Consider the following 24,206-nt stretch of genomic DNA (forward strand, 5'->3'; position numbering starts at 1 on the left):
CGGAGTCCCGGCATCGCCTAAAACGCTGATAATCTTGATTCCCTGTCGATTCACCCATCGGACGGCCGACACCTGGCGGCCACCGGCAGCTAGCCGGCCGCCGTCGCCAGAACCCCAAGCCGCCCCCGCAGAACGCCCAACACCTCTTCCAGCACCGCATCGATACCGATGCCGGTGGTATCCACCAGTTGGGCGTCGGCGGCCGGGCGCAGGGGGGCGACGGCCCGCTGGCTGTCACGCGCGTCGCGCTCGGCGATATCCCGCACCAGTTGCGGCAGGTTGACCCCCAGGCCCTTCTCCCGGAGCTGAAGATAGCGGCGCCGACCCCGCTCCTCGGGGCTGGCGGTGAGGAAGATCTTGACGGGGGCCTCGGGGAAGACGACGGTACCCATGTCGCGCCCATCGGCCACCAGTCCTGGCGGCCGCGCCGCCGCCCGCTGCCAGGCCAGGAGAGCGTCGCGTACCGGGCCGTGAGCCGCGACCCGGGAGGCGGCGTTGCCCGCCGTCTCGGTGCGGATGGCCCCGGAGACGTCCTCGCCATCCAGCAGCACCCGACCCTCGTGAAACGTCAGTTGCAGCCCCGTGGCCAGGTGGGCCAGGGCCTCGCCCGCCTCCAGATCGATACCGGCGCGTCCCGCCGCCAGCCCCAGCACCCGATACAGGGCCCCACTGTCCAGGCAATGCCAGCCCAGGCGTACCGCCAGGAGGCTGGCGATGGTGCCCTTGCCGGTCCCCGAGGGGCCGTCGAGGGTGACGACCGGAACTTGGGGCAGTCCGGCGGGAACTCCCCCATGGCCAGGGTTGGCTCTGCCAACCAGGGCCGGGGCGGTCGGAGCATCCGCCGTCGAGTCGGGGGGCAGGGTCATGACTCCACCTCCTCGATGGCGAGGCCAGCGCCGCTGGCGAGGCGGGCAAAACCGGGGAAGGAGGTCCGCACATTGGCGCAGTCACGGATTTCGATGGGGCCCGATGCGCGGGTGGCGGCCATGGCGAAGGCCATGGCGACCCGATGATCGCCCTGGCTGTCGATCCGGCCGGCGTGGGGCCGGCCACCCTGGATGCGGATGCCGTCCGGTCGGGGTTCGTTGGCGATGCCGAGGGCTTTCAGGCCATCGGCCATGACCTGGATGCGATCGCTTTCCTTGACCCGCAACTCCTCGGCACCCGTAAGCAGGGTCTCCCCCTCGGCGCAGGCGGCGGCGATGAAGAGAGCCGGGAATTCGTCGATGGCGAGGGGCACCTGGTCCTCGGGGATACGGATGCCGTGCAGGGGCGCCGAGCGCACCCGCAGATCCGCCACCGGTTCGCCCCCCGCGTCCCGGGGGTTCATAACCTGGATATCGGCGCCCATGGCCCGGAGGATGTTGAGCACCCCCACCCGGGTCGGATTCATGCCGACGTGCTCCAGGGTGAGGTCGGAACCCGGGGCAATACTGGCCCCGACCAGGAAGAAGGCGGCGGAGGAGATATCCGCCGGCACCTCCAGTTCGCGTCCCACCAGCCGCCCGCCCCCCTCCAGGCAGACGGTCGCGCCCTGGCGCTGGACCGGATAGCCAAAGCCCGCCAACATGCGCTCGGTGTGATCGCGGGTGGGCGCCGGCTCGATGACGCAGGTGCGGCCCTGGGCGAACAGACCCGCCAGCAGGACGCAGGACTTGACCTGGGCGCTGGCCACGGGCAAGGCGTAGTCGATGCCCTGGAGCGAAGCGCCGGCTTGGACACGCAGGGGGGCGGTACCCGAGGGGCTGGCCTCGATGCGGGCACCCATCAGGGCCAGGGGCTCGGTGACCCGCCGCATGGGGCGCCGGGTCAGGGAGGCGTCCCCTACCAAGGTGACCGCGAATCCCTGCCCCGCCAGCAGCCCGCACAGCAGGCGCATGGAGGTGCCCGAGTTGCCCAGATCCAAGGGGCCCGTTGGCGCCTTGAGGCCACGCAGACCCAGGCCATCGATGATGAGGTTTCCGCCCTCCGGTCCCTGAATCCGCACCCCCATGGCGCGAAAGGCCGCCAGGGTGGCGAGGCTGTCCTCGCCTTCCAGAAAGCCGCTGACGCGGGTCTGGCCCTCGGCCAGGGCCCCGAGCATGATGGCGCGATGGGAGATGGACTTGTCCCCCGGCACCCGCAGACGCCCGCGCAGCGACCCGCCGGGGGCCATCAAAAAGCTGGAAGCCATACCGCCGCTCATGCGCCTTACGCCTTTAAGGGGTTGCCCTGGATCAGGAATCGAGAAGATTAACACCGGGGCAGTTTACCCCGGGCGGACAATCCGGCCAAGAAAAACTACACTGACGGCCCGTCGCAAGCCATTCCCTAACCCGCCGTCGAGGTATTCATCGTGGAAGAAAGATTCGTTGATGTCGCCATCATTGGCTCCGGGACCGCCGGCCTCAACGCCATGGGCCAGGTCCGCCGGGCCGGCAAGACCTTCGTCCTCATCAATGGCGGGGAGGCTGGCACCACCTGCGCCCGGGTCGGCTGCATGCCCTCCAAGGCCCTGATCCAGGTCGCCGAGGACTTCCACAAGGGCACCCATTTACGGCGTTACGGCGTCTCCGGTGGCGCGGAACTGCGATTGGACGCCCCGGAAGCCCTCGAATACGTCCGCCACATCCGTGACACCCTGGTTGATCGCGTCCTGACCAACAGCACCGACGGCATGGCCCCCGAGGTCTTTATCGAGGACTATGCCCGCCTGCTGGAACCGACCCTGATCGAGGTCGGCGGCCAACGCATCCGCGCCGGTGCCGTCGTCATCGCCACCGGCTCCCGGCCCCTGGTGCCCGAGGCCTGGCGGGCCTTCGGCGACCGCCTCATCACCAGCGACAGCCTGTTCGAGCTGGAATCCCTGCCGGCCTCCCTGGCCGTCATCGGCCTGGGCGTGATCGGCCTGGAATTGGGCCAGAGCCTTGCGCGCCTGGGGGTCGAGGTCACCGGCTTCGATCAACTCGATACTATCGGCGGCATCACGGACCCGGAGGTGCTGGCCGAGGCCAAGGCCATCATCGGCAAGGATTTTCCCCTGTATCTGGGCCAGGCGGCCCGCATCGAGGAAGCAGGCGACAAGCTGCGGGTCAGCGCCGGCGACCGGAGCGTGCGGGTGGACCGGGTCCTCTGCTGCATCGGGCGGGTGCCCAATGTCGAGGGGCTGGGTCTGGAATGCCTCGGCCTGCCCCTGGATCGCCGGGGCCTGCCGCCCTTCGATAGCCGCACCCTGCAAATCGGGGATCTGCCGGTTTATATCGCCGGCGACGTCGATGGGGAGCGCCCCATCCTCCACGAGGCGGGCGACGAGGGCAAAATCGCCGGCTTCAATGCCACCCGCCGCGGCCACACGGCCTTCCGCCGCAAGGTCCCCATCGCCATCACCTTCTGCGACCCCAACATCTGCGCCATGGGCGCCCGCTTCAGCGAACTCGACCCCGCCACGACCGCCATCGGTCAGATCAAGTTTGCCCCCGTGGGTCGTGCCCTGGTGATGGGCCAGACCCAGGGCCTGTTGCGCCTCTACGGGGACAAGGCCAGCGGCCGCCTGTTGGGCGCGGAGATGATAGGTGCCAAGGGCGAAAACCTGGCCCATCTCATCTGCTGGAGCATCACCCTGGGCCTCACGGCCGGTCAAATGCTACGCCTGCCCTTCTACCACCCCGTCATGGAGGAGGCCCTGCAAGCGGCTCTCTACGACCTCTACCGTCAGGTGGATGCCAAGAACAGCGGTGGACTGTTGGAACTGGAAGAGGTAGAGGTAGATGCGTGATCCCGATCCGGGGTCGGGCCTGCGGCTGATCAGTGCCCCGGGCCGGCCGGGAGCGATAGATCCTCTCCGAGCCAATGGCGCACCCGGGCCATCAGGCCCTGGGGTGCGACCCCGTCCCCGGTCGGCACGACCAGGAGTGCCCCGCCGTTGCGGGCCTTGAGGGCCGTGCCCAGCCCCGCCGTCGTGCTCAGGACTCCCCAACGCGCCGCGCCAATCAGGACATAGTTCGGATGCCATGCCGCGGCCAGATCGGCCAGGGTCTCCACCACTGATCCGGTGGGGACCTGGATCTCGACCCAATCCTTCGCCAGTTCCAGGTGGTGAACCATGCCCGACAAGGTGGCCCGCGCGTGACGCACCATGTCCGCCAGGACTACCCCCGGGGGTTGGGGAAGCCCGTGATCGTCTTCATCACCGCCGGTGTAATCGACGACATGGACTACCACCAGGCGACCCTGGCACAGGGCGGCAAGGCGGGCGGCGTGGGCAATGACGGCTCTGGCGCGGGCGTCGATGTCTACCGCGGCGAGGATGATCGGGTTGGACATATTCTTAGCCTCTGGTGATGGCCCGGGGACCCTTAATGGCCATGAGGGGGAGGGAAGCGTTCAAGGGCACGCAGGCATGACCGCTGGGCTGGTGGGCTGGGCCCCGGGTTGCCCGGCGCACTCGCGGAAAATCCGTGCGGTGCAGGTGCGGCAGATGTCGGGGTCGAGCTTGGGCACGACAGCGGCGATGGTCTCGGTCTTGCCGGAAAACAGGTTCTCCGCCCCGATAGCCTCGAGATAGCCGCCCCGCCGCAGAGGTTCGCGGCCCCCCGGCTTGAGACGGATCAGATAGAGACCGCCGCCCTGGTCGCGCCTACGGCTGGCCTCCTCGGCGAGGAATTCGGCCCCGGCCACGTCAATGAAGTTAACGCCTGTCGCGGAGATGGCCAGGTGCTTTTGGCCGGGGTTCCGCTGTTCCCAGAGGGCGAGGCCCTCCGATACGTGGCTGACGGCACCGAAGAAGAGCGAACCGTCCAGGCGGGCGAGCTTGAACTGCGGGCACTCCGGCAAGGCCGGGTTGGTGACGAAGTCGCGTCCCGGCGCGCTCGGATCGGGAACCCGGGAGACCAGCTTGGGGCGGGAGGTGCGGTTCAGATACAGCCCCAGGGACAGGAGTACCCCGGCCATGATGGCGAACTCCAACTCCAGGAACAGGGTGGAGAAGAAGGTCACCGCCAGGACCGCGGTCTCGGCGCGGCTGGTGCGCAGGATATTGCGCACCGCATGGAAATCGATCAGGCCCCAGGCGACGAGGAACAGGATGGCCGCCATGGCCGCATTGGGCAGATAGGCCGCCAGCGGGGCGACCAGGACCACCACCCCGGCCAGGAAGACGCCGGCGGCAACCGCCGCCAGGGGCGTCTTGGCCCCGGCCTGGAAGTTGAGCCCGCTGCGGTTGAAGGACCCGGTGGCGACATAGCCGGAGAAGAAGGAGCCGGCGATGTTCGATAGCCCCTGGCCGATGAACTCCTGATTGCCATCGATGTGCTGGTGGGTACGGGCGCCGAGCGAGCGGGCGATGGAGACCGCCTCGGTGAGGGCGAACAGGGTCGTCGCCAGGACCACCGGGGCGAGCTGGCGGATGGTGTCCAGGGAGAAGTCGGGCATGGACAGGGGTGGCAGCCCCCCCGGCAGGGCGCCGACGGTGCGGATACCGGTGTGGTCCAACCCGAGAAGCTGGTTCAGGGCGAAGGCGATCAGACTCCCACCCACCATGGCGACGATCATGTAGGGGACACGGGGATACCAGTGGCGGACCGCTAGCCCTATGACCAGGGTGGCGATACCCACCCCGGTGACCAGGAGGTTCAGGTGCTCGACATTGAGCAGCAGGGTCCCGAGCATCTCGTGGAAGTGCAGCCCGCGGGGGATCTCGATCCCGAAGAAGTTCTTGAACTGGTTGGCGGCGATCAGGAAGGCGGCCCCGGCGGTGAAACCCACGACCACCGAATGGGAGATGAAGTTGACCAGAGACCCTAGACGAGCCAGGCCCATGGTCAGTTCCAGAACACCGACCATCAGCGTCAGGGTCAAGGCCAGGCGGATGTAGTCCGGGCTCCCGGGTTCGGCCATGACGGAAAGCCCGGAAAAGACCACGATGGAAGCGGCCGTCGTCGGCCCGGAGACCAGGTGCCAGGACGAGCCCCAGAGGGCGGCGACGATGGCCGGGACTATGCCGGCATAGAGCCCATACTCCGGTGGCATCCCCGCGATGGTGGCAAAGGCCACGCCCTGGGGCAGGACTACCACGGCGCCGGTCAGTCCAGCCAGCAGGTCGGCCTTGAGGGTCCCGCGATTGACCCGGCCCGACCAGCGGAGGAAGGGCAAGAGGCGCGTCAGCCAGGCTGGGCCGGAAAACGGCTTGGCCTGGACCGGGGGCGGGCCGTTTTGTGCCGGGGAAGACGACATCGATACACCTCCTCGAAGGGATGATCCGGGGGAATCCGGACGAGATACAGCGTATCAAAGCCAAGGTCAAGACGGCGTTAAGAAGGCGTCAAGGCGGGGTAAAGGGGGCATCAGGATGGACCTGGAATGCCTCCCCTGGCCCGGGCAGGAACTCCAGTCGGAAGCTGGCACCTTCCCCGGGGCGGTTCTCGGCCCGGATACCCCACCCCTGGTGGTCGGCGATGCGTTTGACCAGCGGCAAGCCGATGCCCTCGCCGCGCGCCTGACGCCGGCAGCCAGGGCCCTGCTCGAACAGACAGGGCAGTTCCTCGGGCGGGATTCCGGGGCCCGTGTCATCGACCCGGAACCCGGTTGCGTCGAGGGTTAGGGTCACCTGGCCCTGCTCGGTGTAGGCACAGGCGTTACGCAGCAGATTGCCCAGGGCGATGGCCAACAGGGGACGTTCCACCGCCAGGATGGGATGCGCCTTCACCAGGCATTCCAGAACGACGGGTTTGTGCAGGAGCAGGGGGCGGTGCAGCTCGACCACCTCCGCCAGGACCCTGGCCACCGGGCAGGAGGGTGCTGGGCCGGTCCGGCCTTCGCGGGCGAGCACCAGGAGCGCCGTGGTCAGGTCCGTCATGCCCCGGGTAGCCCGGGCAATGCGGTCCAGTCGCTCCTGGGTGCGGTCGTCCAGGCGCGGATCGGCCTTGAGGACCTCGACCGCCCCCTGGATCACCGCCAGGGGGGTGCGCAGCTCATGGCTGGCGTCGCTGACGAAGGCGCGCTCACGCTCGACGAAGGCCCTCAGGCGCAGTACATAGCCCTCAATGGTCTGGGCCAGCTCGCCAACCTCATCCTGCGGCAGGACATCGCCCGCCTCATCGACGGCCGACATAGGCCCGGCCGCGGGGTCGCGACCCCGTACCCGCTCCGCCAATTCTCGCACCGGGGCTATGACCCGCCCGGCGAGCCACCAGCCACCCGCCGCGGACAGCAGGATGGTGAGGGTCATGCCCAGTATCAGCATCAGGGCAAAGCGCTCCTCGCGGCGTTCCACCTGGGTCCGGTTATGCAACATGACCAGATCGCCTTCCGGACGTACGCGCATCAGGACCCGGTAGCTCACCCCGTCCAGATCCAGGGTATGGCGTCCGTTGGGGAGGTCGCGCAAAGCGGGCGGGGGCTGGTCGCCGGTGCCGTCGGGGCGGGCGACGAAACCGCGGATGGTCGCGGTGTCCGGGGGCAAGGACTTGGGGTTGCGCGCCAGGCGCGCCTGGTAGTCCTCAAGCTCGGCGCCGAGGGCCTCGTCGATGAGGCGCTGCTCGAGGTCGCTGGAGGCGAGATAAAGCCAGCCCCCCAGGGCCAGGCTGACGGCCAAGCCTAGCAGGGCGAAGCCGGCCGCGACCCGCAGCCGCAGCGTGACCCTAAGGCGTGTCATTCTGCCCCAACCGGTAGCCAAAACCGCGGACCGTGTGCAGGAGCGGGTGCGGGAAGGGTTTGTCGATGACCTGGCGCAGCAGGTGCAGATGGGCACGCAGGGCATCGCTATCCGGGGGTTGGTCGCCCCAGGCGGCACGTTCCAGCTCGGGACGGCTGACCAGATGCGGGGCGCGGCGCATCAGGGCCTCCAGCAGCTTCATCGGGATTGGAGGCAATTCCAAGGGGCGGCCGGAGCGGGTCAGACGCCGGGTGGCGAGGTCCAGATCCAGGTCCGCCACTCGCAGATGTTCAGCCCCGCCCCCCGGTGCCCCGGACTGTCCCCGCCGGACGATGGCCAGCAGGCGGGCCTCCAGTTCGAGCAAGGCGAAGGGTTTGACCAGATAGTCGTCCGCCCCGCTGGCGAACCCCTCCAGCCTGTCGTCGAGCCCGTCGCGGGCGGTGAGCATCAGAACCGGGAGGGCCAGACCCGCGGCACGCAATCGGGAGCAGACCTCGAAACCGGACAGTCCCGGCAGCATCAGGTCCAGGATCATGGCGTCGTAGTTCTGCTCCAGGGCAAACCCCAGGGCGGCGAAGCCGTTGTAGGCGATATCCAGGGTGTGCCCGTGCCCCTCGAGGAAGTCCACGACATTGGCGACCAGATCCGGATTGTCTTCAACCATCAGCAAATGCATGTGCGACCCCTCCGCCAGACCCAATGACCCGCTCCTATGGTAGCGCCTGATCAGGGTGGGGGACCTTTTCCCTTTGCCTGCACGGCGCAGGAATAGTCGTTGTGATTAAAGCCGATCGGGTCCCGTGGCGTCGCACGGTGGAGGAGGTCGCGGGAGCCTGGCGGGTTCCCGGGGAGGGGATGGCGAGTCCGGCCATGGGCCGGACTCGCCGGGTCGAGCGTGGCGTTAGAGCTTGCTGGCGTCGTGGCAGGCCGCGCCACAGGCATGGGTGTAGGGAATGGGCATGGCCTTGCCGGGTTCCACCCCCTTGACCCCCGCGTTGTCCTTGCGCGGCACGTCATAAAGGTGCGACGTGATGTCATTCATCCAGTAGTTCTTGCCGTCGCTTCCCACCAGGCCCTTGCCCATGCCGGCGCCGGTCTGCATGGTCTTGGTGTTGTGGCAGCTCGTGCAGGCGATCTTGTCCGGGGCCACGGTGCATTGGGTCGTCGCCTTGACGTGCTTCTTCATGTCCGTTTGCTTCTCGTGGCACTGGTTACAGGCCTTGCTGGAATCCAGGGCCGCCTTGCGCTGATGGGCGAACTCGGCCTCCCCATGGGGGTCATGACAGTCGTAACAGGCCACCAGGTGTCGGTCATTGCGGTACTTTGACGCCTTGATAAAGTCGGTGCCCTGCTGGTGGTGGGCCTTGGAGTGGATCCCATCCGGCCAGAAGTCCTTTTCGGCCGCATCCTCCCGGCTGGTGAACTGGGTGAGGAAGCTGTTGCGGCTGGTGCCGGGGGGCATCATCCGATTGGCGACATCGACCGGCGAGTCGTTACCCAAGTGGCCCTGGGGGCGGCTATGGCATTGCACGCAGATAGTGGAGGCGCGTTCCGAGGCCAATTTACCGGGATTGACGATGCTGACCGACTCCTCGTCCTTCGCATGCGCCGACCCCGGACCGTGACAGGTCTCGCAGCCCATGTTGAGCTCATTGGGAACGCCGTCGCCATCAATGTCCAACTCGCCATTTTTATCGTTCACCGAGCCGGCGATAAATTTGCCCTCGGGGGTTTCGGTCAGGGTAAAGCCCGCGTAGTGACAGGAGGCACACTCCCGCTCGAAGGACTTCTTCGCTGGGGGGTCGGTGAGCTTCTTGGTCTCCTCCTTGAACAGCCAGTCCGCATGGTAATCGCGCCACTGCTTGCGGCTACGGTCGCCAAAGGAATCGTCGCCCTGGGTATTGAACTGCACGAAGGGGAAGAGATTCTGGCCGACGCGATAGAGGTAGCGCTGTTTGTAGAGGCCACCGCCATAGGTCAGCTCCACGGGATAGACCCGGGGCGGGTCGCTGGGATCGCGGACATTCTCGGTACGGAACTTGAGCTTGCCGTCGGTATCCTTGAAGAAGGTCGCGGTAAAGCTCACCGTGCTCGGATCGGCGGGCTCCTTATCGCTGATCTGGTACTTGTCGAAGCCACGCTTCTCATCAAAGCCATAAAACCAGAACTTGGTTCCAGCCGTGAGCTTGTCCAGACCCTGGTTGAAATCGGGAAAGCGGGAGTAATCCTGATTTTTGCTGTCGTCACCGATAACGCGGATACCTAACCGATGCAGCGTCTTAGTGAAATGCTCCTGCTCCTCGTGGCATTTCAGGCACTTGGTGGTACCTATGTAGGAGGCATCGGTTGGGGTATTGCCCGACACCTTGACCGTCACCGCCGCCTTCGTCAGCTCTTGAGTGGACAGGGCCTTGCGCGACTTATCGCCGCCAGGCAGGTAGCGGGCATCGGCGGGCTCCACGTACAGAAAGAAGTGGCCTTTCGGCACCTTGGGGACCGCGAACTTACCGCCAGGGCCGCTCTTCGCCTGCAAGTAACTTTGCCGGTGAGCCGCCAGATTGTCCTCCAAGGGCTCGTCGTTGGGGGAGTCCCGCTTGATCTCCACCGGCGTCTTGGCCATGGCCGCCACGTCGCCGGCGGGAATCAGCCAGACGGTGGCGTTCTCCAGCTTTTTGCCGTCGGCATCCTCGACCACGCCCTTGACGGTGGCCGCCGCCACGGGACCCGCGGCCAGGATAGCGGCGACGGCGAGCCCCAGCAGGGTTGCGAAGCTTGTTTTCATCGTGCTTTGATTCTCCCCATACGATACTTAGAGTGATGGCCATGCGAGGCGTGGCGTATTTCCAAGTGCAATTGTCTGGCCAGCGAGTAGGCCTGACGTAGCATCCTGGGATCGTTGCATTTAGCAGGCGGAGGCAGGAGGACGGCGGGGACGCCCATCGTCACGCTGGCATGACATGTGTCATGACTTCATGACAGGTCCCAACGTTTTAGACGCGGGTACAGATTCTGCCGGGCGATGCCGCTGATACGGGCCGCCTCGCTGACGTTGCCGCCGGCGGCCTGGAGCAGGCGGACCAGATAGCCCTGCTCGAAGTGGCCGCGTTCCTCCTCGTAGGGCAGCACGGCCTGCGGGGCCGCCAGGGGCTGGGTGCCCTCGGCGGCCAGGTGCTCCAGGTGGACGGGGCCGATGGCCCCCCCGGGATGCAGCGCCACCACGCGCTCCACGGTGTGGCGCAACTGACGGACGTTGCCGGGCCAGGCAAAGCCCTCCAGCAGGCGGATGGCGTCCGGGGTGAAGGGCCCGACGTCCTTGTGGAAACGGGCCTTGAACAGCTCCAGAAAGTGCAGGGTGAGGGCCAGGATGTCCTCCCGCCGTTCGCGCAGCGGCGTGATGCGCAGGGCAACCACATTGATGCGGTAGAACAAATCCTCGCGAAAGCTGTGGTCGCGCACGGCGTCCGCCAGTCGGCGATTGCAGGCGCAGATCAGGCGGAAGTCGCTGCCACGCAGGGCCGTGCCGCCCAGCCGCTGGAAGTTGCGCTCCTGAAGCACCCGCAACAGGCTGGTCTGGAGCTTGGGGCTCATGTCCGCCACCTCATCGAGGAAGAGGGAGCCGCCGTTGGCCTGCTCGAGGTATCCCGGCGTGGTCCGGGCCGCCCCGGTAAAGGCGCCCTTCTCGTAGCCAAACAGGGTGCTCTCGAGCAGTTGCTCGGACAGGGCGCCGCAGTTGACCTCGAAGAAGGGCCCGGCGGCCCGTGGGCTGCTGGCGTGCAGGATACGCGCCACCACCTCCTTGCCGGTGCCGCTCTCGCCCTCCAGAAGGACCGTGGTATCCAGCGGCGCGACCTGGCGGATCTGTTGCAGCAGACGCTCGATGGCCGGCGAGCGGCCGATCAGGACCTGACCCTCGGCGCGCCCGTCCAGGGTGTGCCGCAGGCTGTCGATCTCGCGATAGGCGCGATCCAGTTCCAGGGCCTTGTCAATGGTTGCCTCCAGGGATTCGAGGTCCTCGAAGGGCTTGGTCAGGTAATCGAAGAGGCCCCCACGCACCGCGCGCACCGCATCGCGCACATCGGCATAGCCGGTGATCAGGATGGCGACCTGGTGCGGTCGCTCCCGGCGCATCTCCTCGACCAGGTCCAGGCCGCCGCCATCCGGCAGCCGCTGGTCCATCAGGATCAGGTGGTAATCGCTGGTGCGAAAGCGCTGTCGAGCGCCGGCGGCATCGACGGCCACGTCCAGCGTCAGGGGGCGTCCACGGAACAGGCCCGCGAACAGGGTGGCCGTATAGGGCTCGTCATCGACCAGCAGGATCTTGACCGTCACCGCGCGCTCCCGGGTTGCCATGGGTGTCGGGAAGCCATATCGCAAAGATCGCACCACCATCCGGGTGGTTGTCGCCAGTGGCCTCCCCCTCATGCAGGATGGCGACGTGCTGCACCACCGCCAGCCCGAGCCCGGTCCCCGTGGAGCGGGTGGTAAAGAAGGGGGTGAACAGCTTCTCGCGCACTGCCGCCGTGAGGCCCGGGCCCTGGTCGATGACCGCCAGGGACCAGCCGGGGCGGCGCTCGGACCCGGTGGCCGGCCGCAACCGCACGGTGATGGTCCCCTCGGGCGGATTGATCTGACCGGCATTGGCCAGCAGGTTGAAGAGGGCGTGGCGCACCAGCACGGGGTCGATGTCGAGGGTCACCGGCGGCGGCAACTCGGTGGCGACCGCCGGGTGGCGGTCGGTGCTCTGCTGGAACAGGGCGATGGTGTCGCGCACCAGGGCCGTGACCTCGGTGGGCCTGCGCTCAGAGCGTGACACTCGGGTAAAGGCCAGCATGCGTTGCAGGAAGGCGTGGCAATCCTTGCCCGCCCGACGAATCTCGCCCAGCAAGTGGCGCACCCGCACCGGGTCGTCGGCCTCGCGCTCGGCCAACTGGGCCATGTTGATCACCCCCACCAGGGGATTGTTGATCTGGTGTGCGATCTCGCCAATGGTGCGCCCCACCTCGGACAGCTTCTCGATTTGGACGATGCGCTGGTGCTCGGTGCTGAGTCGGGCGAAGCGGGTCTCCAGCTCACGCTGGCGGCGGTAGTCCCGCTCCACCCGGTCCAGGACCAGGTAAAAGAGGTAGAACACCAGGCCGCCGACCCCCAGGATGGCCAGGGTAGCGGTGATCAGCGTCTTGCGAAATCCGGCCTGCAATGCCGTCACGTCGCGCACCACCGCGATCTCCCCGACCTCCAGGCCCGTGGCGTCGGTGAGCGGCAGCAGGGCGGTGTACAGCACCCGGCCACCGTCCAGGGTCTGCTCCGCGGCCCGGCGCTCGGCGGCGGGCCGGCGCAGGCGCTCGGCGACGGCGGTGGGGATCTCGCTCAGGGTGCTGCTCAGGATCACCGGCGTCTCCGTGCCTCCCTGGCTGCCACTGGCCGCCGGGGCCAGCAGCCGGCCCTCGACCAGCACCAGCAGATCCAACCCCAGGGCGGCGTGGATCTCCTGGGCGACGTGATCGATCTCCTCGCCGAGCTCCAGATAGCCGATCAGGGTATCACCGTCGTACCAGGGCTTGACCGCGCGCAGGGTCAGGGTGCCCAGAGGGCCCAGTTCCAGGCCCTGGGTCTCGCGCCCGCTCTCCTGAGCCAGGCGGGCGGTGGCACGGTCGATCGCATCTCCAAACATGTCGGGCTGGTGAGCGCGCAGCACCACCCGGCGGGCGGTATCCAGGACGTAGAAGTGAGTGACCCGGTGTTGCCCGTGCAGACGCTCGAACAGGGGGGTGATCTGGGCCTGCAGCGCCCCCAGATCGCCGGCCAGAAAGGCGGTCTTGAGGGTGGCGTCGCGGCTGATGGGGCAGAGGGTGGCGTGGAGCTTGGCCGCGTCGTTGTCGAGCTGGAGGTGAAACAAACGCTCCACGGCCCGCACGCTGTTGGCCAGGTCGTGCGCCCGGGCGTGGGCCTCGTAACGATAGGCGATGGACAGCAGGGCGCCCAGCGCCAAGAGGAGCACCAGGGTAAAGGGGACCAGGATCGGCCCTTTGACTCTATCCGCGCGTCGCATGGGGTATCCACCGAGGGTGCATGGGGTTGTCGGGGCGACGGAGCGGCGGCGGGCCGGCCCGCCAGATCCAGGGACGGGACCAGCATAGCACGCGGTACCAGAGGTATCATGAGGCAGCTCCACCAGACCGGCTTTCATCCACGAATCCCCGGAGGCTTCCCCCATGACTACCCCCACTGAACGCGAGAAGGACCGTATCCGCGCGGTAACCGGCCTGCTCCACCAGGCCTGCAAGCCCATCCGCATCCTGCGCGCCCTCGACTGGCCGCCCGAGGTAAAGGAGTCTTTCCTGGCTGGCGGTTGCCGGGAACTACCGCAGGTGACGTATCCCCCTTTCGACCCTACGCCGAGCATCGAGTTGGTGCGCGAGGCCCGCCGCCAGATCGTGCCCTTTTCGACCATCGACGTCTGGCTGGATCGGCATGCCCAGTCCATTGAGCTCGGGGCAAGGATGCTGGCGGCGGTGGGCACCCCCAGCTTTTTCGATTTCGGACGCCAACTCTATGGCGAGCCCACGGCGCCCTTGCGTTATGTGGCGATATCTCCCCTGGAGTTGGCGCAAAGCGTCCTGGATACCATTGACCAACTGGCTCACATCGATATCTCCACGGCCCCGCCGGCTTATCACAGTGCCGAGGAGGTGGCGGTAGATCTCGATCGCGCAGTGCGCGCCCATTTCGGCGACCAGGCCCCCGCCATCGAACTGGTGGACCGCCTCTCCGCCAATGCCCTGGCCACCTCCCGGGCGATTCGGGTGCGCCGGGGCGCCCGCTTTACCGACCGCGATTTTACCCAACTGCTGCATCACGAGGCCTTCATCCACGTCGCCACCTCCCTCAACGGCAAGGCCCAGACCGACCTGCCGCTCCTGGCCGCCGGGCATCCGGGCACTACCCGCACCCAGGAGGGGCTGGCGGTCTTTGCCGAGGTGATCAGCGGCTCCATCGAACTGGACCGGCTGCGGCGCCTGGCGGATCGGGTACTGGCCATCCAGATGGCCATCGAGGGCGCGGATTTTCTGGAGGTCAATGGCTTTTTCCTGGAGCGCACCGGCGATCCGGATCAGGCCTTCGAAAATACCCGGCGGGTCTTTCGCGGTGGCGTCATCACCGGGGGGGCGCCCTTCTGCAAGGATCTGGTCTATCTCCTGGGCCTGCTTCAGGTGAACAACTTCATCCGGGCCACTTTCGGCGCCGGGCGCGCGGACTGCCTCAGCCTGCTGTTCTGCGGCAAACTGGATATCTTCGACATCCCGGCCCTGTGCGAGCTCTATGCCATGGGCCTCTGTCGGCCACCGCGTTTTCTGCCGCCCTGGATCAGCGACCCCCGCCACCTGCTGGCCATCCTGACCTTTAACGTCTTTATCAACCGCATCAAGCTGGAGACCATGATCGATGTGGCGCGCAAGGTGCTGGACAGCGCGCCCCTGGTGAGGATGCCAGGGCCCGAGGTAGCCGCTTAACCTAGAGCAGCGCCCCCGCCAGCAATTGCAGTATCTCCCCGACCGGCATCACCAGGAAGATGAGCGGCAGGCCGGGGAGGCAGGCAACCACCGCGATCTGCAGGATCTGCTGCTGGCTGAAGGGGAAAATCTTCATCTCCCGGATCATGCCGAAGCTGTTGCCCAGGTCGGCCAAGGACTGGATGTCGGCGCTGCCCAGGAGGGGCTCATCCGTCGGCGGCGTGCCCGCCACCCATTTCTGGTGGAAGGCGCGGTTATAGTCGTTGGCCAAGAGGCTGTATTGGCGGAGCCCTTGCCGCCGGGCGCGGGCCAGCAAGGGGGAGAAAATCAGCAGGGGACCCAGAATGAGCAGCAGCATGGCCACCAGGTAGACCGCGAACACGACCTTGAACGACATGACGGGTACCGCCTCGAAATGGACCTGGAAGGCCACGTGGGCGCTCAGGACGCAACTGAAGGCAAAGGGGAAGATCGCCAGGGCCAGATGGGCGCCCCCGAGGAAACCCAACCCCGCGGCCCGGTCCGGATGAGTGGGCACCAAATCCAGGTCGAGACGCGCCATGTCGCGCAGGAACAGGGTCCAACTGATCAGACGCCAGATCCAGCGGAACAGGAAGAATTGCAGGAGGGGGACCGCCACGAAGTAGTACCAGAGCCCCGCCCAGGTGAAGGCGGCCCCGGCCTCCGTCATGCTGGTCCGCCAGGTGGCGGCACTCGCCGCGCCGACCCAGGTATCCATGGTCAGTTGCCAGGCCCCGATCATGGCGATTCCCAGCATGAGCAACTCCGGCAGGAGCGCCTCGCGGCGACGCCAGGCCCGGAGGATGGCCGCCTCGACGGCGGGTATATCCTCCGGGCGGACAAAGTTGCCCTGCACGAAATTCAACCCGGCCGTCCGGAGTCGGGGCCCGACGATGACCTCCGAGAGGAAGAGCAGGGGGACGGCCAGGAAGAAGCGGGCGTAGGTGGGGAAGTCGAGTAAGAGGGATTCCCGGGGCGTCGACCCCAGCGCCAAGCCCTCCATTAGGGCCAAGATGAGGAGCGGTAGCCAGGTGATCAGCAGAAAGCCGATCATCCGCCGCCCAATGGAAGGACCCTCGCCCTGGATGAGGCCCATGCGCTGCATGAGGCGGTAAGCTGGCCCACCCAATTGGAATTCCAGCTTGGATTCCTGATTCAAGATACTCATTTTGGCCACCAGCCAGGTTAATGTATGAAATGGGTGGGTGACGCAGGCCGAGTGCCCTGCCCCCCCAGCCGGCAACAGCGGGGCAAGGTGCCGGTGACCGAGATTCACAGCCCTCCCCCCACCGATATTGCCAGGCGATGCCCAGCAGGTCGAAATTGTTCCCGGTTCGGGCCTCACCCCCGAGCTGGCGTAGATAAGCAGGCCTAATCGACCCAGTCTCCGGAGTTTTGGCTTCGGCGGTGGATGGGCGCCAGGCGCGCCCCAAGTAGAAATCCCCCATCTCTTCTAACCGGGAAACCCAGTAAAATAGCTCAGGCCAATCTCTGGGCTGGGGATCAGGATGACCCGCAACTGGCTGGAAATGTCACGACAGCCGCTGATGAGCCTGGTACCTTCCCAAGGATACTTGAGACAAGGCAAGCATCCCGCCTGGCGGCGACGGCATCCCCTTCAGGTTCCATCCCCCCCGAGGCTGAGACGGACATCCTCACGATTCAGAGGCAAACGCAGATGAGACTCAGCATTGACCCCGTTTTAATCTTCATGGCCGCGGTGATATTGCTCGCCCAAGGGTGCGCGGGGCCGGTACGCCAGCAGGCGGTACCCTCGGCCTTGACGGCCCAGGCCGTCATACCGGGACTGGAAGAGGTACGTTACCGCATCGGCATCGACAACGAGGCCATCGAGCGCGAGGCTCTTGATGCCTTGCGGCGTGAGCAGGCCTATCGCGCCGCCAGCGGCCAGCGCGGTCCCCTGCCCCCGACGGCCTTCCTGGCCATATCCGGCGGCGGTGATAACGGGGCCTTCGGCACCGGACTTCTGAATGGCTGGACGGCCGCCGGCGACCGGCCGGAATTCAAGCTGGTAACCGGTATCAGTACCGGCGCCCTCATGGCCCCTTTTGCCTTCCTCGGTTCCGCCTACGATGACCAGCTCAAGCGGCTCTATACCAAGGTGTCCCCCGCGGACATCAGTATCCGGCGGTCGCTGCTCGCCGCGCTCACCAACGATGCCCTGGCCGACAACGCCCCCCTCTGGCGACTCCTCGAAAAGGAGGTGGACCAGTCCCTGCTCGACGCCATTGCCCGGGAATACGCAAAGGGTCGGTTGTTGCTGGTCGGTACCGTGGACCTGGATTCACGCCAGGCGGTGCTCTGGAACCTGACGCGGATCGCCGCCAGTCATGATCCCAAGGCGCTTCCCCTCTTCCGCTCCATCATGATCGCCTCCGCCGCCATCCCCGGCGCCTTCCCGCCGGTGTTGATCGACGTCGTAGCCAAGGGCCAACCCTTCCAGGAGATGCACGTGGACGGCGGCACCATGTCCCAGGTCTTCGTCTATCCGCCCACACTGAACTTGAAGGCGCTAACCAAACAGCACGGGGCCAGTCGTGAGCGCCGGGTCTATGTGATCCGCAATGCCCGCCTCGACCCCGAGTGGGCCCAGGTCGAGCGCCGGACCATGAGTATCGCCGGACGGGCCATTTCCTCCCTCATTCACACCCAGGGTCTCGGCGACCTCTATCGTATCTATCTGACCAGCCAGCGTGACGGGGTGGACTTCAATCTGGGCTATGTCCCCGCCAGCTTCAACGCCCCGCACCCCGAGGAGTTCGACCCCGACTTTATGCGGGCCCTCTACCAGACCGGCTACGAGATGGCGGTCAAGGGCTTTCCCTGGGAAAAGCTACCGCCTGGCTTCTGATCAGGTCCCAAGAGGTTTGGCGCCCCTTATCATCGTCTCCGCCAAGGGCGCCGTAAGTATTTTTTAACCGCGGTCCAACGCTATCGGTGTGACCGCCCACCTAGGAGTCATCACGTGTTTCTCGATTATTTTGCCTTGGGCATTCTCTTCTTCGTCGCCATCGTGCTCTTCTACGGGATCATCGCCATCCACGACATCCCTTACGAGATCGCCAAACACCGCAATCATCCCCAGCAGGATGCCTTGCACGTCGCGGGCTGGATCAGCCTCTTCACCCTCCATGCCATTTGGCCCTTTCTCTGGATCTGGGCCACCCTCTATCGCGAGGATCGCGGCTGGGGCTTTCAACAAGTCGGCCTGGCCGAGGTCGAGGACATCGCCAGGATCAAGGCCGAGATCCAGGCCCTGTCCGACCGTCTCCACACCCTAGAACAGTCCCCCCATCAGTGAGATCGCCGCATGGATTTTCTACTCATCCTGACCTACACCGCCCTCTGCGTCTTCATCTTCAAGGTCTTCAAGCTACCGCTTAACAAATGGACGGTGCCGACGGCGGTCCTCGGGGGCATCTTCATCATCGGCGCCCTCCTGCTGATCATGAACTTCAACCATCCCTATTCGGAATCCGTTCGCCAATATTTCGTGACCACCCCCATCATCGCCGAGGTCCGGGGCCGCGTCATCGAGGTCCCCATCCAGTCGAATACCCTCATCAAAGAGGGTGATGTCCTGTTCAAGATCGACCCCGAGTCCTTCATGGACGAGATCCGCGGGGTAGAGGGTGACCTGGTCGCCGCCAACAAGGACCTTGACCGTTCCAAGGAGTTGTTCTCCAAGGGCGCCGTGAGCGAGCGGGTCCTCGACCAGAGCCGCGCCAAGGTCGAGGAATTGAAGGCCAAACTCGACGATGCCCGCTTCAAGCTCGATCAGACGGTGGTCAAGGCCCCCAGTGACGGCTTTGTCACTCAACTCTTCCTGCGTCCGGGTATGATGGCGCTCCCCTTGTCCATGACGCCCGTCATGACCTTCGTCCATCGAGAGGAGCGGCTCTTCACCGGCTGGTTCCGCCAGAACAGTATCGAACGTCTGCAAGTGGGCAGCGAGGCGGAGGTGACCCTGGACGGCATCCCCGGGGTCATTTTCTCCGGCGAGGTTGAGAAAGTCCTGCCCATCATTGCGGAGGGCCAGGTTAGACCTAGCGGGGATTTCATCGGCTTCGACCCCAAGAGCAGCCCGGGCCGGGTAGCCGTAGTCATCAAGATTACCGACCCCGACCTGGCGCTTTACTCGCTGCCGGCAGGCCTGTTCGGCCAGGCGGCGGTCTATACCGAGCACTTCCACCATATTGCCATCCTGCGGCGCACCCTACTGCGCATGGCCGCCTGGATGAACTACGTCTTCCCTTACATTAAAGCCCTTCGTGGCCAGAATGGCACCGCTCCGGGCCAGCCTCCTAGGGGAAGCTGACCCGGATTAGCCGATCGAAATACCATGATCCTGAACGACAAAGGATCAGGTTAAAGGTCGCAACCGCGAACGCATCCTGGCCAGCCTAACCCTGCCATTCGACCCGAGGCCGCATGGGGGCGGTGGCTGGCGGACCTGGGACAGGGACCCAGCCGCGCATCCTCTAGGCATCATCAAACCTGACCCGGTCCCCGGCCTCCGCCGGGGGCGCATACCAGTCCCCCTTGTCCACCCAGACCTTCTGTTCGGGCTGGCTGACGAAATTCGGGGACATGATCTGGACGCCGTACTCGTTAAAGACATCCTGTATATGGGCGTGCAACTCCGACAGGACCACCCCCCTCTGCTCCGGTTGGTCGATATGCACGATCAGTTCGTATTCGGGATAGAAATCCGCCAGGGCCCGCTGCATGACAAAGGGCGCCGGGTCCTGGCGGACCTGGGAGGCACGCTGGGCGGCGAGCGTCAGCATGGCATGAACCTGGCGCCAGGGGGTGTCGTAACCGATGGTGACCTTGGTCCCAACGATGGCCCCGCGCTCGTCCGCCAGGCGTGAATAATTGGTGATGGGGGAACTCACCAGCACCGCGTTGGGTACCGTGACCGTCTCGCGCTTAGGGGTAATCACCTTGGTCGAGAGCATATTAACCTCGCTCACCGTACCCAGGGTGTTGCCCACCAGCACGAACTCCCCGGACTTGAGCGCCCGGCTATAGGCCACCACCAGCCCACTCATGACTTGATTCACGAGCCCGGCGGAGCCGAGGGACACCATCAGGCCCACAAAGACGCTGATCCCCTTGAAGGCCTCCGAATCCGAACCCGGGATGTAGGGATAGGCGACCGTCACCGCGAAAATCCAGATCAACACTACCGTCAGCCGACGGGTCGCCTTGGCGGTATCCGCATGCAGCCAGGACACGGACATGGCCCCGCGCTCGACGGTCTGGTAAAAGCCATCCACCGCCCGGACGATGATCCGGGTCAGGACAAAGATCACCAGCACCGTGAACAGCCCTGGCAGTGCCTGGAGCGCCCCGGCCGCGAAATTTGCCAGCATATCCCAGAGAAACCCGGCCAGCTTCTCGCCCCAGGGCCGCGAAAAGGGGAAGCGACTAAAAACAAAGGTCAGCCAGAGATAAACGGCGATGGCCGCCAGACCAAAGCTGGTCGCCTTGATCGCGGCCCGTTCCAAGCCGCTCAGGATGGGTCGCAGTTGCAGACCGCCGACCTTGACCAGGGTCGGGGCCAGCAGACTGTGGCGTTGCAGGGCGCGGGCATGGAGCCTGGCCACGCCCCAGAGCAGCACCCCCAGGAGTAGCGTGGCCACCGCCGCCAACCCCGCCCCTCCCAGGATCAGGGGCAGACTGTGCTGCTCGCGGCGGGCGTCGAGCGCCTCCTGCAGCGCGGCCACCGTCCGCGGCACCAGCGCCTCCAGGGTTTCGCCCGTCATGCCGTCCGCATCCTCGGGCACCAGTCCAAAGATCGGACTACCGTCGATCTGGATCCAGTAGCCGGTGAGATTGGCAAAGGTCCCCGGGATCGCCTCCGCCTTGTTCCCCGGCCCAGCCGCCAGGACATTAGCGATCTTGCCCTGGATACGCGCTACCCGCTCGGCGGGTGGGATACCCCCGATCTCGGCGCGCAAGATCGCAACCTCCCGGTTCCAGAAGGTCAGCGGCATGGGCTTGCCCTGAAGGACCTGGAGCCCCTCGGACTCAGGCTTGGGATCGGCGGCCATGGCGGCGCCCAGGCCCAAGGCCAGGAACCAAACCAGAGAGACGAGAAAAAGACGGCGGACGGACCGGCAAAAGCTCGGCGGAGGAATCGGCATGGGCAGTTCCTAAGGAGTGATCGGGGGTCGGGAATCCAACTGACAGGGTCTCGAGCGCGCCTTGATGGGCCGAACCGGGCCCGGCGCGCTAGGGCCGCTCAATCCACGGCAGCGCGCCAGCCTTCACCTGGGTCATAGGCCTCGATGGCGGCGGCGAGGGCGGTAGTATCCACACCCAGGTCCTGCTCGTAAACCATCCCCTTGTGATTGACCAGGAAGGTCATGATGCCGGAACGGCCATAGCTGGCGGGCCAGGCCAGCAGGGCAACGCCTTGCGTCAGGCGGCCCTCCTTGAAATAGCTCATGGCCCCGCCCGGGGCCTGATCCCCCTGGGCGGTCAGGATCTTGTAGAGATAGCCATGGAAAGGCCGGGGGTCCTGGCCCGAGGGGGAGGCACCATAACCCGCTCCCACCGCCTCCGCCACCAAGTGCCCGAGCGGACTAGCGGGCTCTCCGGGCTGGGTGGGCCAATAGAGTCCATCACGCCGACCCTCGGAACTGAGGATACGGTCCGCAAAGACCGGGATCCCCTGCCCCATGGGATCCGCCGCGGCATACTCGCGTTGCGCCTCCACGAAGGCACGGAGGGCCGCCAGGGTGTAAATCTCGTTGAGTCCGATGCGCCGATTCAGCAACTCCTCCAGCCCCGCCGCCGTGTCGAAGAACCAGCCCTGGTCATCCTTGGCGAGCGGAATAGGGAAGGGCCAGTCGTCGGGGCCAATGACCAGCAGGGCACTGTCGCTGCTCTCATCCTCGATCTGGGCGGAGAGCAGGGCATTCTCGATGAACCATTCCCGATCGGCGGCATCCGCCACCGGGTCGCCGGAGACCATCTCGGCCAGGTCCGGACCCAGGACGGCAAGGAGCAGGTCGGAGCCATCCGCGGCGGCGGCTTCGATGAGGGCCAGGGCAGCGGCGTCCGGGGTCTCGAAGCGCGTCGCACCCGGCTCGGCGGCTGGCTCGGGAACGGCGGGGTCGCCACCCGCTGGTTGGCTGACCCCCGACGGCGGCAAGGCCGCGGCGGGCGGGGAGGTCTCGGCGGCGGGCAGGGTGCCGACGAGCAGGAGTCCGGCCGTCAGCATCAGGGTCGGGATGAGGATCTTGTTCATGGCTTGGATCTCGCTTTTGAGGAGCAGGGATGAGGTTGGGCCGCGGGCCACGTCGGGCCCGGCGCGGTAAGGGGCCTGGGTGCGTCTGGGCCAGGCGGATCAACGTCCCCGACCGCCTCCGCCACCACCCCGACCGCCTCCGCCACCACCCGACCGGCCACCGCCACCTCGTGCCCCGCCCCCGAAATCGCCGCGCCCCGCCGCTGATCGACTCGTCGCGCCCCGATTACTGGCTGCCCGCTCCACCTGGGGTTTGCTGGCCTTGAAGGCCCCACTCGCCGCCGGAGCCGATCGCGCCTCCGGGCGCTGCGGCCTGGCGGCGGCCCCCTCGGGCCTGGAGGGACGCTGGGCCTTGCTATCCGCCACCGCCGGCCGCTTGGCCGCTTGATTCACCGGACGCCGGTCGGCCGAGCCGGCATTGGCCTTGGGTTTGGCCTTGGGTTTGGACACCGCCTTATCCTTGCCCGGCGCCTTGGGACGGGCCTCGCCCGCGGCTGGCCGATCCTTGGCGCCATCCAGCCGGCCCTGACCAACCGCCTGCCGGTCCTGAAGATCGACCACTCTGCCGCCCGCCGCCCCCTCCGCGCGCACCCGGTCCAGATCCGGGGCCTTGAGGGGCCTGTCCCCGGCCCGGCCCCCATCGCCCAGCCGGCCGCGCGCCTCATCCCGGTCAATGCCACCCGGCCGGCGCTGTTCAGCAAAGCGGTTCTGGGTAGCCTGATCCCGGTAGCGCACCCCGCCGCGCCGCTCGGGGTTATGGTTCCAGCGATTGATCTCGTTCCCGGAGATCCCCCGGTTGATATTGATATCGCCGGTATTGATGCGATTACGATCGATGTCGCGATTGATATGGATGTTGTTGGCACTGCGCCAGCCGTTGTTATGCCAATAGTTCGGCTGGCTCCAATAGGAGCCGCCGCCCCAGCGGCCCGGCCCGCCCCAGTAGATGTGATCATCGTGATCATCCCATAGGATGGCGGCGGTCAGGAGCCCGCCTACCAAGGCCCCCGCGCCGAAGCCGATCAGCCCCGCGTTGTAGGAGCTATCGGTGGTCACGACACTGGTTGTGACGGGCTGGGTGGCCGCGTAGCCGTAGGCCGCGTCGGTATAGACGGCCGGGTAATACTGGGTAGCCGGTGGCGTGGTCTGACCATAGACCCGCGCCGGGTCATAAGTCGGCACATAGACCGTCTCCGCGCTGGCGGGCTGGATGACGATGGTCTCCCCCGCCTTCTCGACCCGCTGCTGGTCGTTGCTCTTTAGGTTGCCCGCCAACTCCGCCTCCCGGCGCAGCTTCTGGATGGCATCGACCAGATCCTGCATCTGGGCTAGGACGGCATCCCCCAGATCCTGGGTCCAGTCCAGATTGTCGCTCATGAAGCCGAGTATGCTGGGGAACTGGACCAGGACCTTGACGCTTTCGTCCCAGGGCTCGCCCCGGACTGCCTTATCAAGGTCCTCGCCCTTCAGGTCCGGGTGATCCTCTTGCCAGCGGTTAGCCAGCACCAGGTCCAGGGGATAGGTCGAGGCCATCAGGATCTGCGTGAGCAAGGCATCGGGATAAAGCGCAATGGGGGCGACCAGTTGCTCGATCTGGGCCATGGGGATCGGATCTTTCGACGGCTCCGCGGCACGGCTGGGGAGGCCGAAACCCCAGGCGGCAACCACCAACAGGGCTATCAGCAGGCGCGACAGGAGGGACATGGGAGTAACCCTTTGATTAGCGAGGTCATGATCCAAAGAGACGGAGTGTCCGCCCGGA

18 protein-coding genes are annotated in these 24,206 nt (G+C 66.2%); 5 read left to right on the forward strand and 13 right to left on the reverse strand.

What is annotated here, in order from left to right:
- Positions 1–89 precede the first annotated feature (89 nt).
- Together IPN92_19115 and aroA are read right to left on the reverse strand one after the other, a co-directional pair.
- On the reverse strand, positions 90–866 hold the full coding sequence (locus IPN92_19115; protein MBK8640286.1) for a (d)CMP kinase: 777 nt from the start codon (positions 864–866) through the stop codon (positions 90–92).
- On the reverse strand, positions 863–2,185 hold the full coding sequence (gene aroA / locus IPN92_19120) for a 3-phosphoshikimate 1-carboxyvinyltransferase (GenBank protein MBK8640287.1): 1,323 nt from the start codon (positions 2,183–2,185) through the stop codon (positions 863–865). Before aroA ends, IPN92_19115 begins: the two co-directional genes overlap by 4 nt.
- 150 nt (positions 2,186–2,335) lie before the next feature.
- Between aroA and IPN92_19125 the strand changes: the two genes are divergently transcribed.
- Positions 2,336–3,754 (forward strand): dihydrolipoyl dehydrogenase, encoded by a 1,419-nt coding sequence (locus IPN92_19125; protein ID MBK8640288.1) that lies wholly within the window; start codon positions 2,336–2,338, stop codon positions 3,752–3,754.
- Between the two features lie 29 nt (positions 3,755–3,783).
- Here IPN92_19125 and IPN92_19130 read toward each other — a convergent pair whose 3' ends face one another.
- The 7 genes from IPN92_19130 to IPN92_19160 form a co-directional block, all read right to left on the reverse strand.
- Positions 3,784–4,302 (reverse strand): universal stress protein, encoded by a 519-nt coding sequence (locus tag IPN92_19130; GenBank protein ID MBK8640289.1) that lies wholly within the window; start codon positions 4,300–4,302, stop codon positions 3,784–3,786.
- Positions 4,303–4,362: 60 nt separating this feature from the next.
- Positions 4,363–6,210, reverse strand: a complete 1,848-nt coding sequence (locus tag IPN92_19135; protein ID MBK8640290.1) for a SulP family inorganic anion transporter — start codon at positions 6,208–6,210, stop codon at positions 4,363–4,365.
- Between the two features lie 88 nt (positions 6,211–6,298).
- A complete protein-coding gene (locus IPN92_19140) occupies positions 6,299–7,630 on the reverse strand; it encodes a HAMP domain-containing histidine kinase (GenBank protein ID MBK8640291.1) in 1,332 nt (443 codons plus the stop codon).
- Positions 7,617–8,306, reverse strand: coding sequence for a response regulator transcription factor (locus IPN92_19145; GenBank protein ID MBK8640292.1), 690 nt, complete (start codon positions 8,304–8,306; stop codon positions 7,617–7,619). The genes IPN92_19140 and IPN92_19145 overlap by 14 nt, the downstream gene beginning before the upstream one ends.
- 225 nt (positions 8,307–8,531) lie before the next feature.
- Positions 8,532–10,412, reverse strand: coding sequence for a hypothetical protein (locus tag IPN92_19150; protein ID MBK8640293.1), 1,881 nt, complete (start codon positions 10,410–10,412; stop codon positions 8,532–8,534).
- Positions 10,413–10,600: 188 nt separating this feature from the next.
- Complete coding sequence (locus IPN92_19155) at positions 10,601–11,959, reverse strand: sigma-54-dependent Fis family transcriptional regulator (GenBank protein ID MBK8640294.1); 1,359 nt, start codon at positions 11,957–11,959, stop codon at positions 10,601–10,603.
- A complete protein-coding gene (locus IPN92_19160; protein MBK8640295.1) occupies positions 11,931–13,679 on the reverse strand; it encodes a histidine kinase in 1,749 nt (582 codons plus the stop codon). Before IPN92_19160 ends, IPN92_19155 begins: the two co-directional genes overlap by 29 nt.
- Positions 13,680–13,842: 163 nt before the next feature.
- On the opposite strand from IPN92_19160, the gene IPN92_19165 reads away from it, so the two are divergent.
- Complete coding sequence (locus IPN92_19165; protein MBK8640296.1) at positions 13,843–15,141, forward strand: DUF1704 domain-containing protein; 1,299 nt, start codon at positions 13,843–13,845, stop codon at positions 15,139–15,141.
- Position 15,142: 1 nt separating this feature from the next.
- Here the strand turns inward: IPN92_19165 and IPN92_19170 are convergent, their stop codons facing one another.
- Positions 15,143–16,330 carry a hypothetical protein gene (locus IPN92_19170; GenBank protein ID MBK8640297.1) on the reverse strand — a complete coding sequence of 396 codons (1,188 nt, stop codon included), beginning with the start codon at positions 16,328–16,330 and terminating at the stop codon, positions 15,143–15,145.
- A gap of 510 nt (positions 16,331–16,840) precedes the next feature.
- On the opposite strand from IPN92_19170, the gene IPN92_19175 reads away from it, so the two are divergent.
- From IPN92_19175 to IPN92_19185, 3 genes are all read left to right on the forward strand, one after another.
- Positions 16,841–18,034, forward strand: coding sequence for a patatin-like phospholipase family protein (locus IPN92_19175; protein MBK8640298.1), 1,194 nt, complete (start codon positions 16,841–16,843; stop codon positions 18,032–18,034).
- 114 nt (positions 18,035–18,148) lie between these two features.
- Positions 18,149–18,484 carry a DUF3302 domain-containing protein gene (locus IPN92_19180; GenBank protein MBK8640299.1) on the forward strand — a complete coding sequence of 112 codons (336 nt, stop codon included), beginning with the start codon at positions 18,149–18,151 and terminating at the stop codon, positions 18,482–18,484.
- Positions 18,485–18,493: 9 nt separating this feature from the next.
- The gene (locus IPN92_19185; GenBank protein ID MBK8640300.1) at positions 18,494–19,501 is read left to right on the forward strand and encodes an HlyD family secretion protein; all 1,008 of its coding nucleotides are present in this window, start codon (positions 18,494–18,496) and stop codon (positions 19,499–19,501) included.
- A 163-nt stretch (positions 19,502–19,664) separates the two neighbouring features.
- Here IPN92_19185 and IPN92_19190 read toward each other — a convergent pair whose 3' ends face one another.
- The 3 genes from IPN92_19190 to IPN92_19200 form a co-directional block, all read right to left on the reverse strand.
- Positions 19,665–21,335 carry a mechanosensitive ion channel gene (locus IPN92_19190; protein ID MBK8640301.1) on the reverse strand — a complete coding sequence of 557 codons (1,671 nt, stop codon included), beginning with the start codon at positions 21,333–21,335 and terminating at the stop codon, positions 19,665–19,667.
- Between the two features lie 98 nt (positions 21,336–21,433).
- Positions 21,434–22,444 (reverse strand): DUF2950 domain-containing protein, encoded by a 1,011-nt coding sequence (locus IPN92_19195; GenBank protein ID MBK8640302.1) that lies wholly within the window; start codon positions 22,442–22,444, stop codon positions 21,434–21,436.
- Between the two features lie 99 nt (positions 22,445–22,543).
- Positions 22,544–24,148 (reverse strand): DUF3300 domain-containing protein, encoded by a 1,605-nt coding sequence (locus IPN92_19200; GenBank protein MBK8640303.1) that lies wholly within the window; start codon positions 24,146–24,148, stop codon positions 22,544–22,546.
- Positions 24,149–24,206: the final 58 nt, after the last annotated feature.

This window comes from Chromatiaceae bacterium (assembly GCA_016714645.1).
GTDB lineage: Bacteria > Pseudomonadota > Gammaproteobacteria > Chromatiales > Chromatiaceae > M0108.

Coding starts and splice junctions, on each gene's coding strand:
- IPN92_19115 (MBK8640286.1), bottom strand. CDS start 866: ATGACCCTGCCCCCCGACTCGACGGCGGATGCTCCGACCGCCCCGGCC.
- aroA (MBK8640287.1), bottom strand. CDS start 2,185: ATGAGCGGCGGTATGGCTTCCAGCTTTTTGATGGCCCCCGGCGGGTCG.
- IPN92_19130 (MBK8640289.1), bottom strand. CDS start 4,302: ATGTCCAACCCGATCATCCTCGCCGCGGTAGACATCGACGCCCGCGCC.
- IPN92_19135 (MBK8640290.1), bottom strand. CDS start 6,210: ATGTCGTCTTCCCCGGCACAAAACGGCCCGCCCCCGGTCCAGGCCAAG.
- IPN92_19140 (MBK8640291.1), bottom strand. CDS start 7,630: ATGACACGCCTTAGGGTCACGCTGCGGCTGCGGGTCGCGGCCGGCTTC.
- IPN92_19145 (MBK8640292.1), bottom strand. CDS start 8,306: ATGCATTTGCTGATGGTTGAAGACAATCCGGATCTGGTCGCCAATGTC.
- IPN92_19150 (MBK8640293.1), bottom strand. CDS start 10,412: ATGAAAACAAGCTTCGCAACCCTGCTGGGGCTCGCCGTCGCCGCTATC.
- IPN92_19160 (MBK8640295.1), bottom strand. CDS start 13,679: ATGCGACGCGCGGATAGAGTCAAAGGGCCGATCCTGGTCCCCTTTACC.
- IPN92_19165 (MBK8640296.1), top strand. CDS start 13,843: ATGACTACCCCCACTGAACGCGAGAAGGACCGTATCCGCGCGGTAACC.
- IPN92_19170 (MBK8640297.1), bottom strand. CDS start 16,330: ATGAGTATCTTGAATCAGGAATCCAAGCTGGAATTCCAATTGGGTGGG.
- IPN92_19175 (MBK8640298.1), top strand. CDS start 16,841: ATGAGACTCAGCATTGACCCCGTTTTAATCTTCATGGCCGCGGTGATA.
- IPN92_19185 (MBK8640300.1), top strand. CDS start 18,494: ATGGATTTTCTACTCATCCTGACCTACACCGCCCTCTGCGTCTTCATC.
- IPN92_19190 (MBK8640301.1), bottom strand. CDS start 21,335: ATGCCGATTCCTCCGCCGAGCTTTTGCCGGTCCGTCCGCCGTCTTTTT.
- IPN92_19195 (MBK8640302.1), bottom strand. CDS start 22,444: ATGAACAAGATCCTCATCCCGACCCTGATGCTGACGGCCGGACTCCTG.
- IPN92_19200 (MBK8640303.1), bottom strand. CDS start 24,148: ATGTCCCTCCTGTCGCGCCTGCTGATAGCCCTGTTGGTGGTTGCCGCC.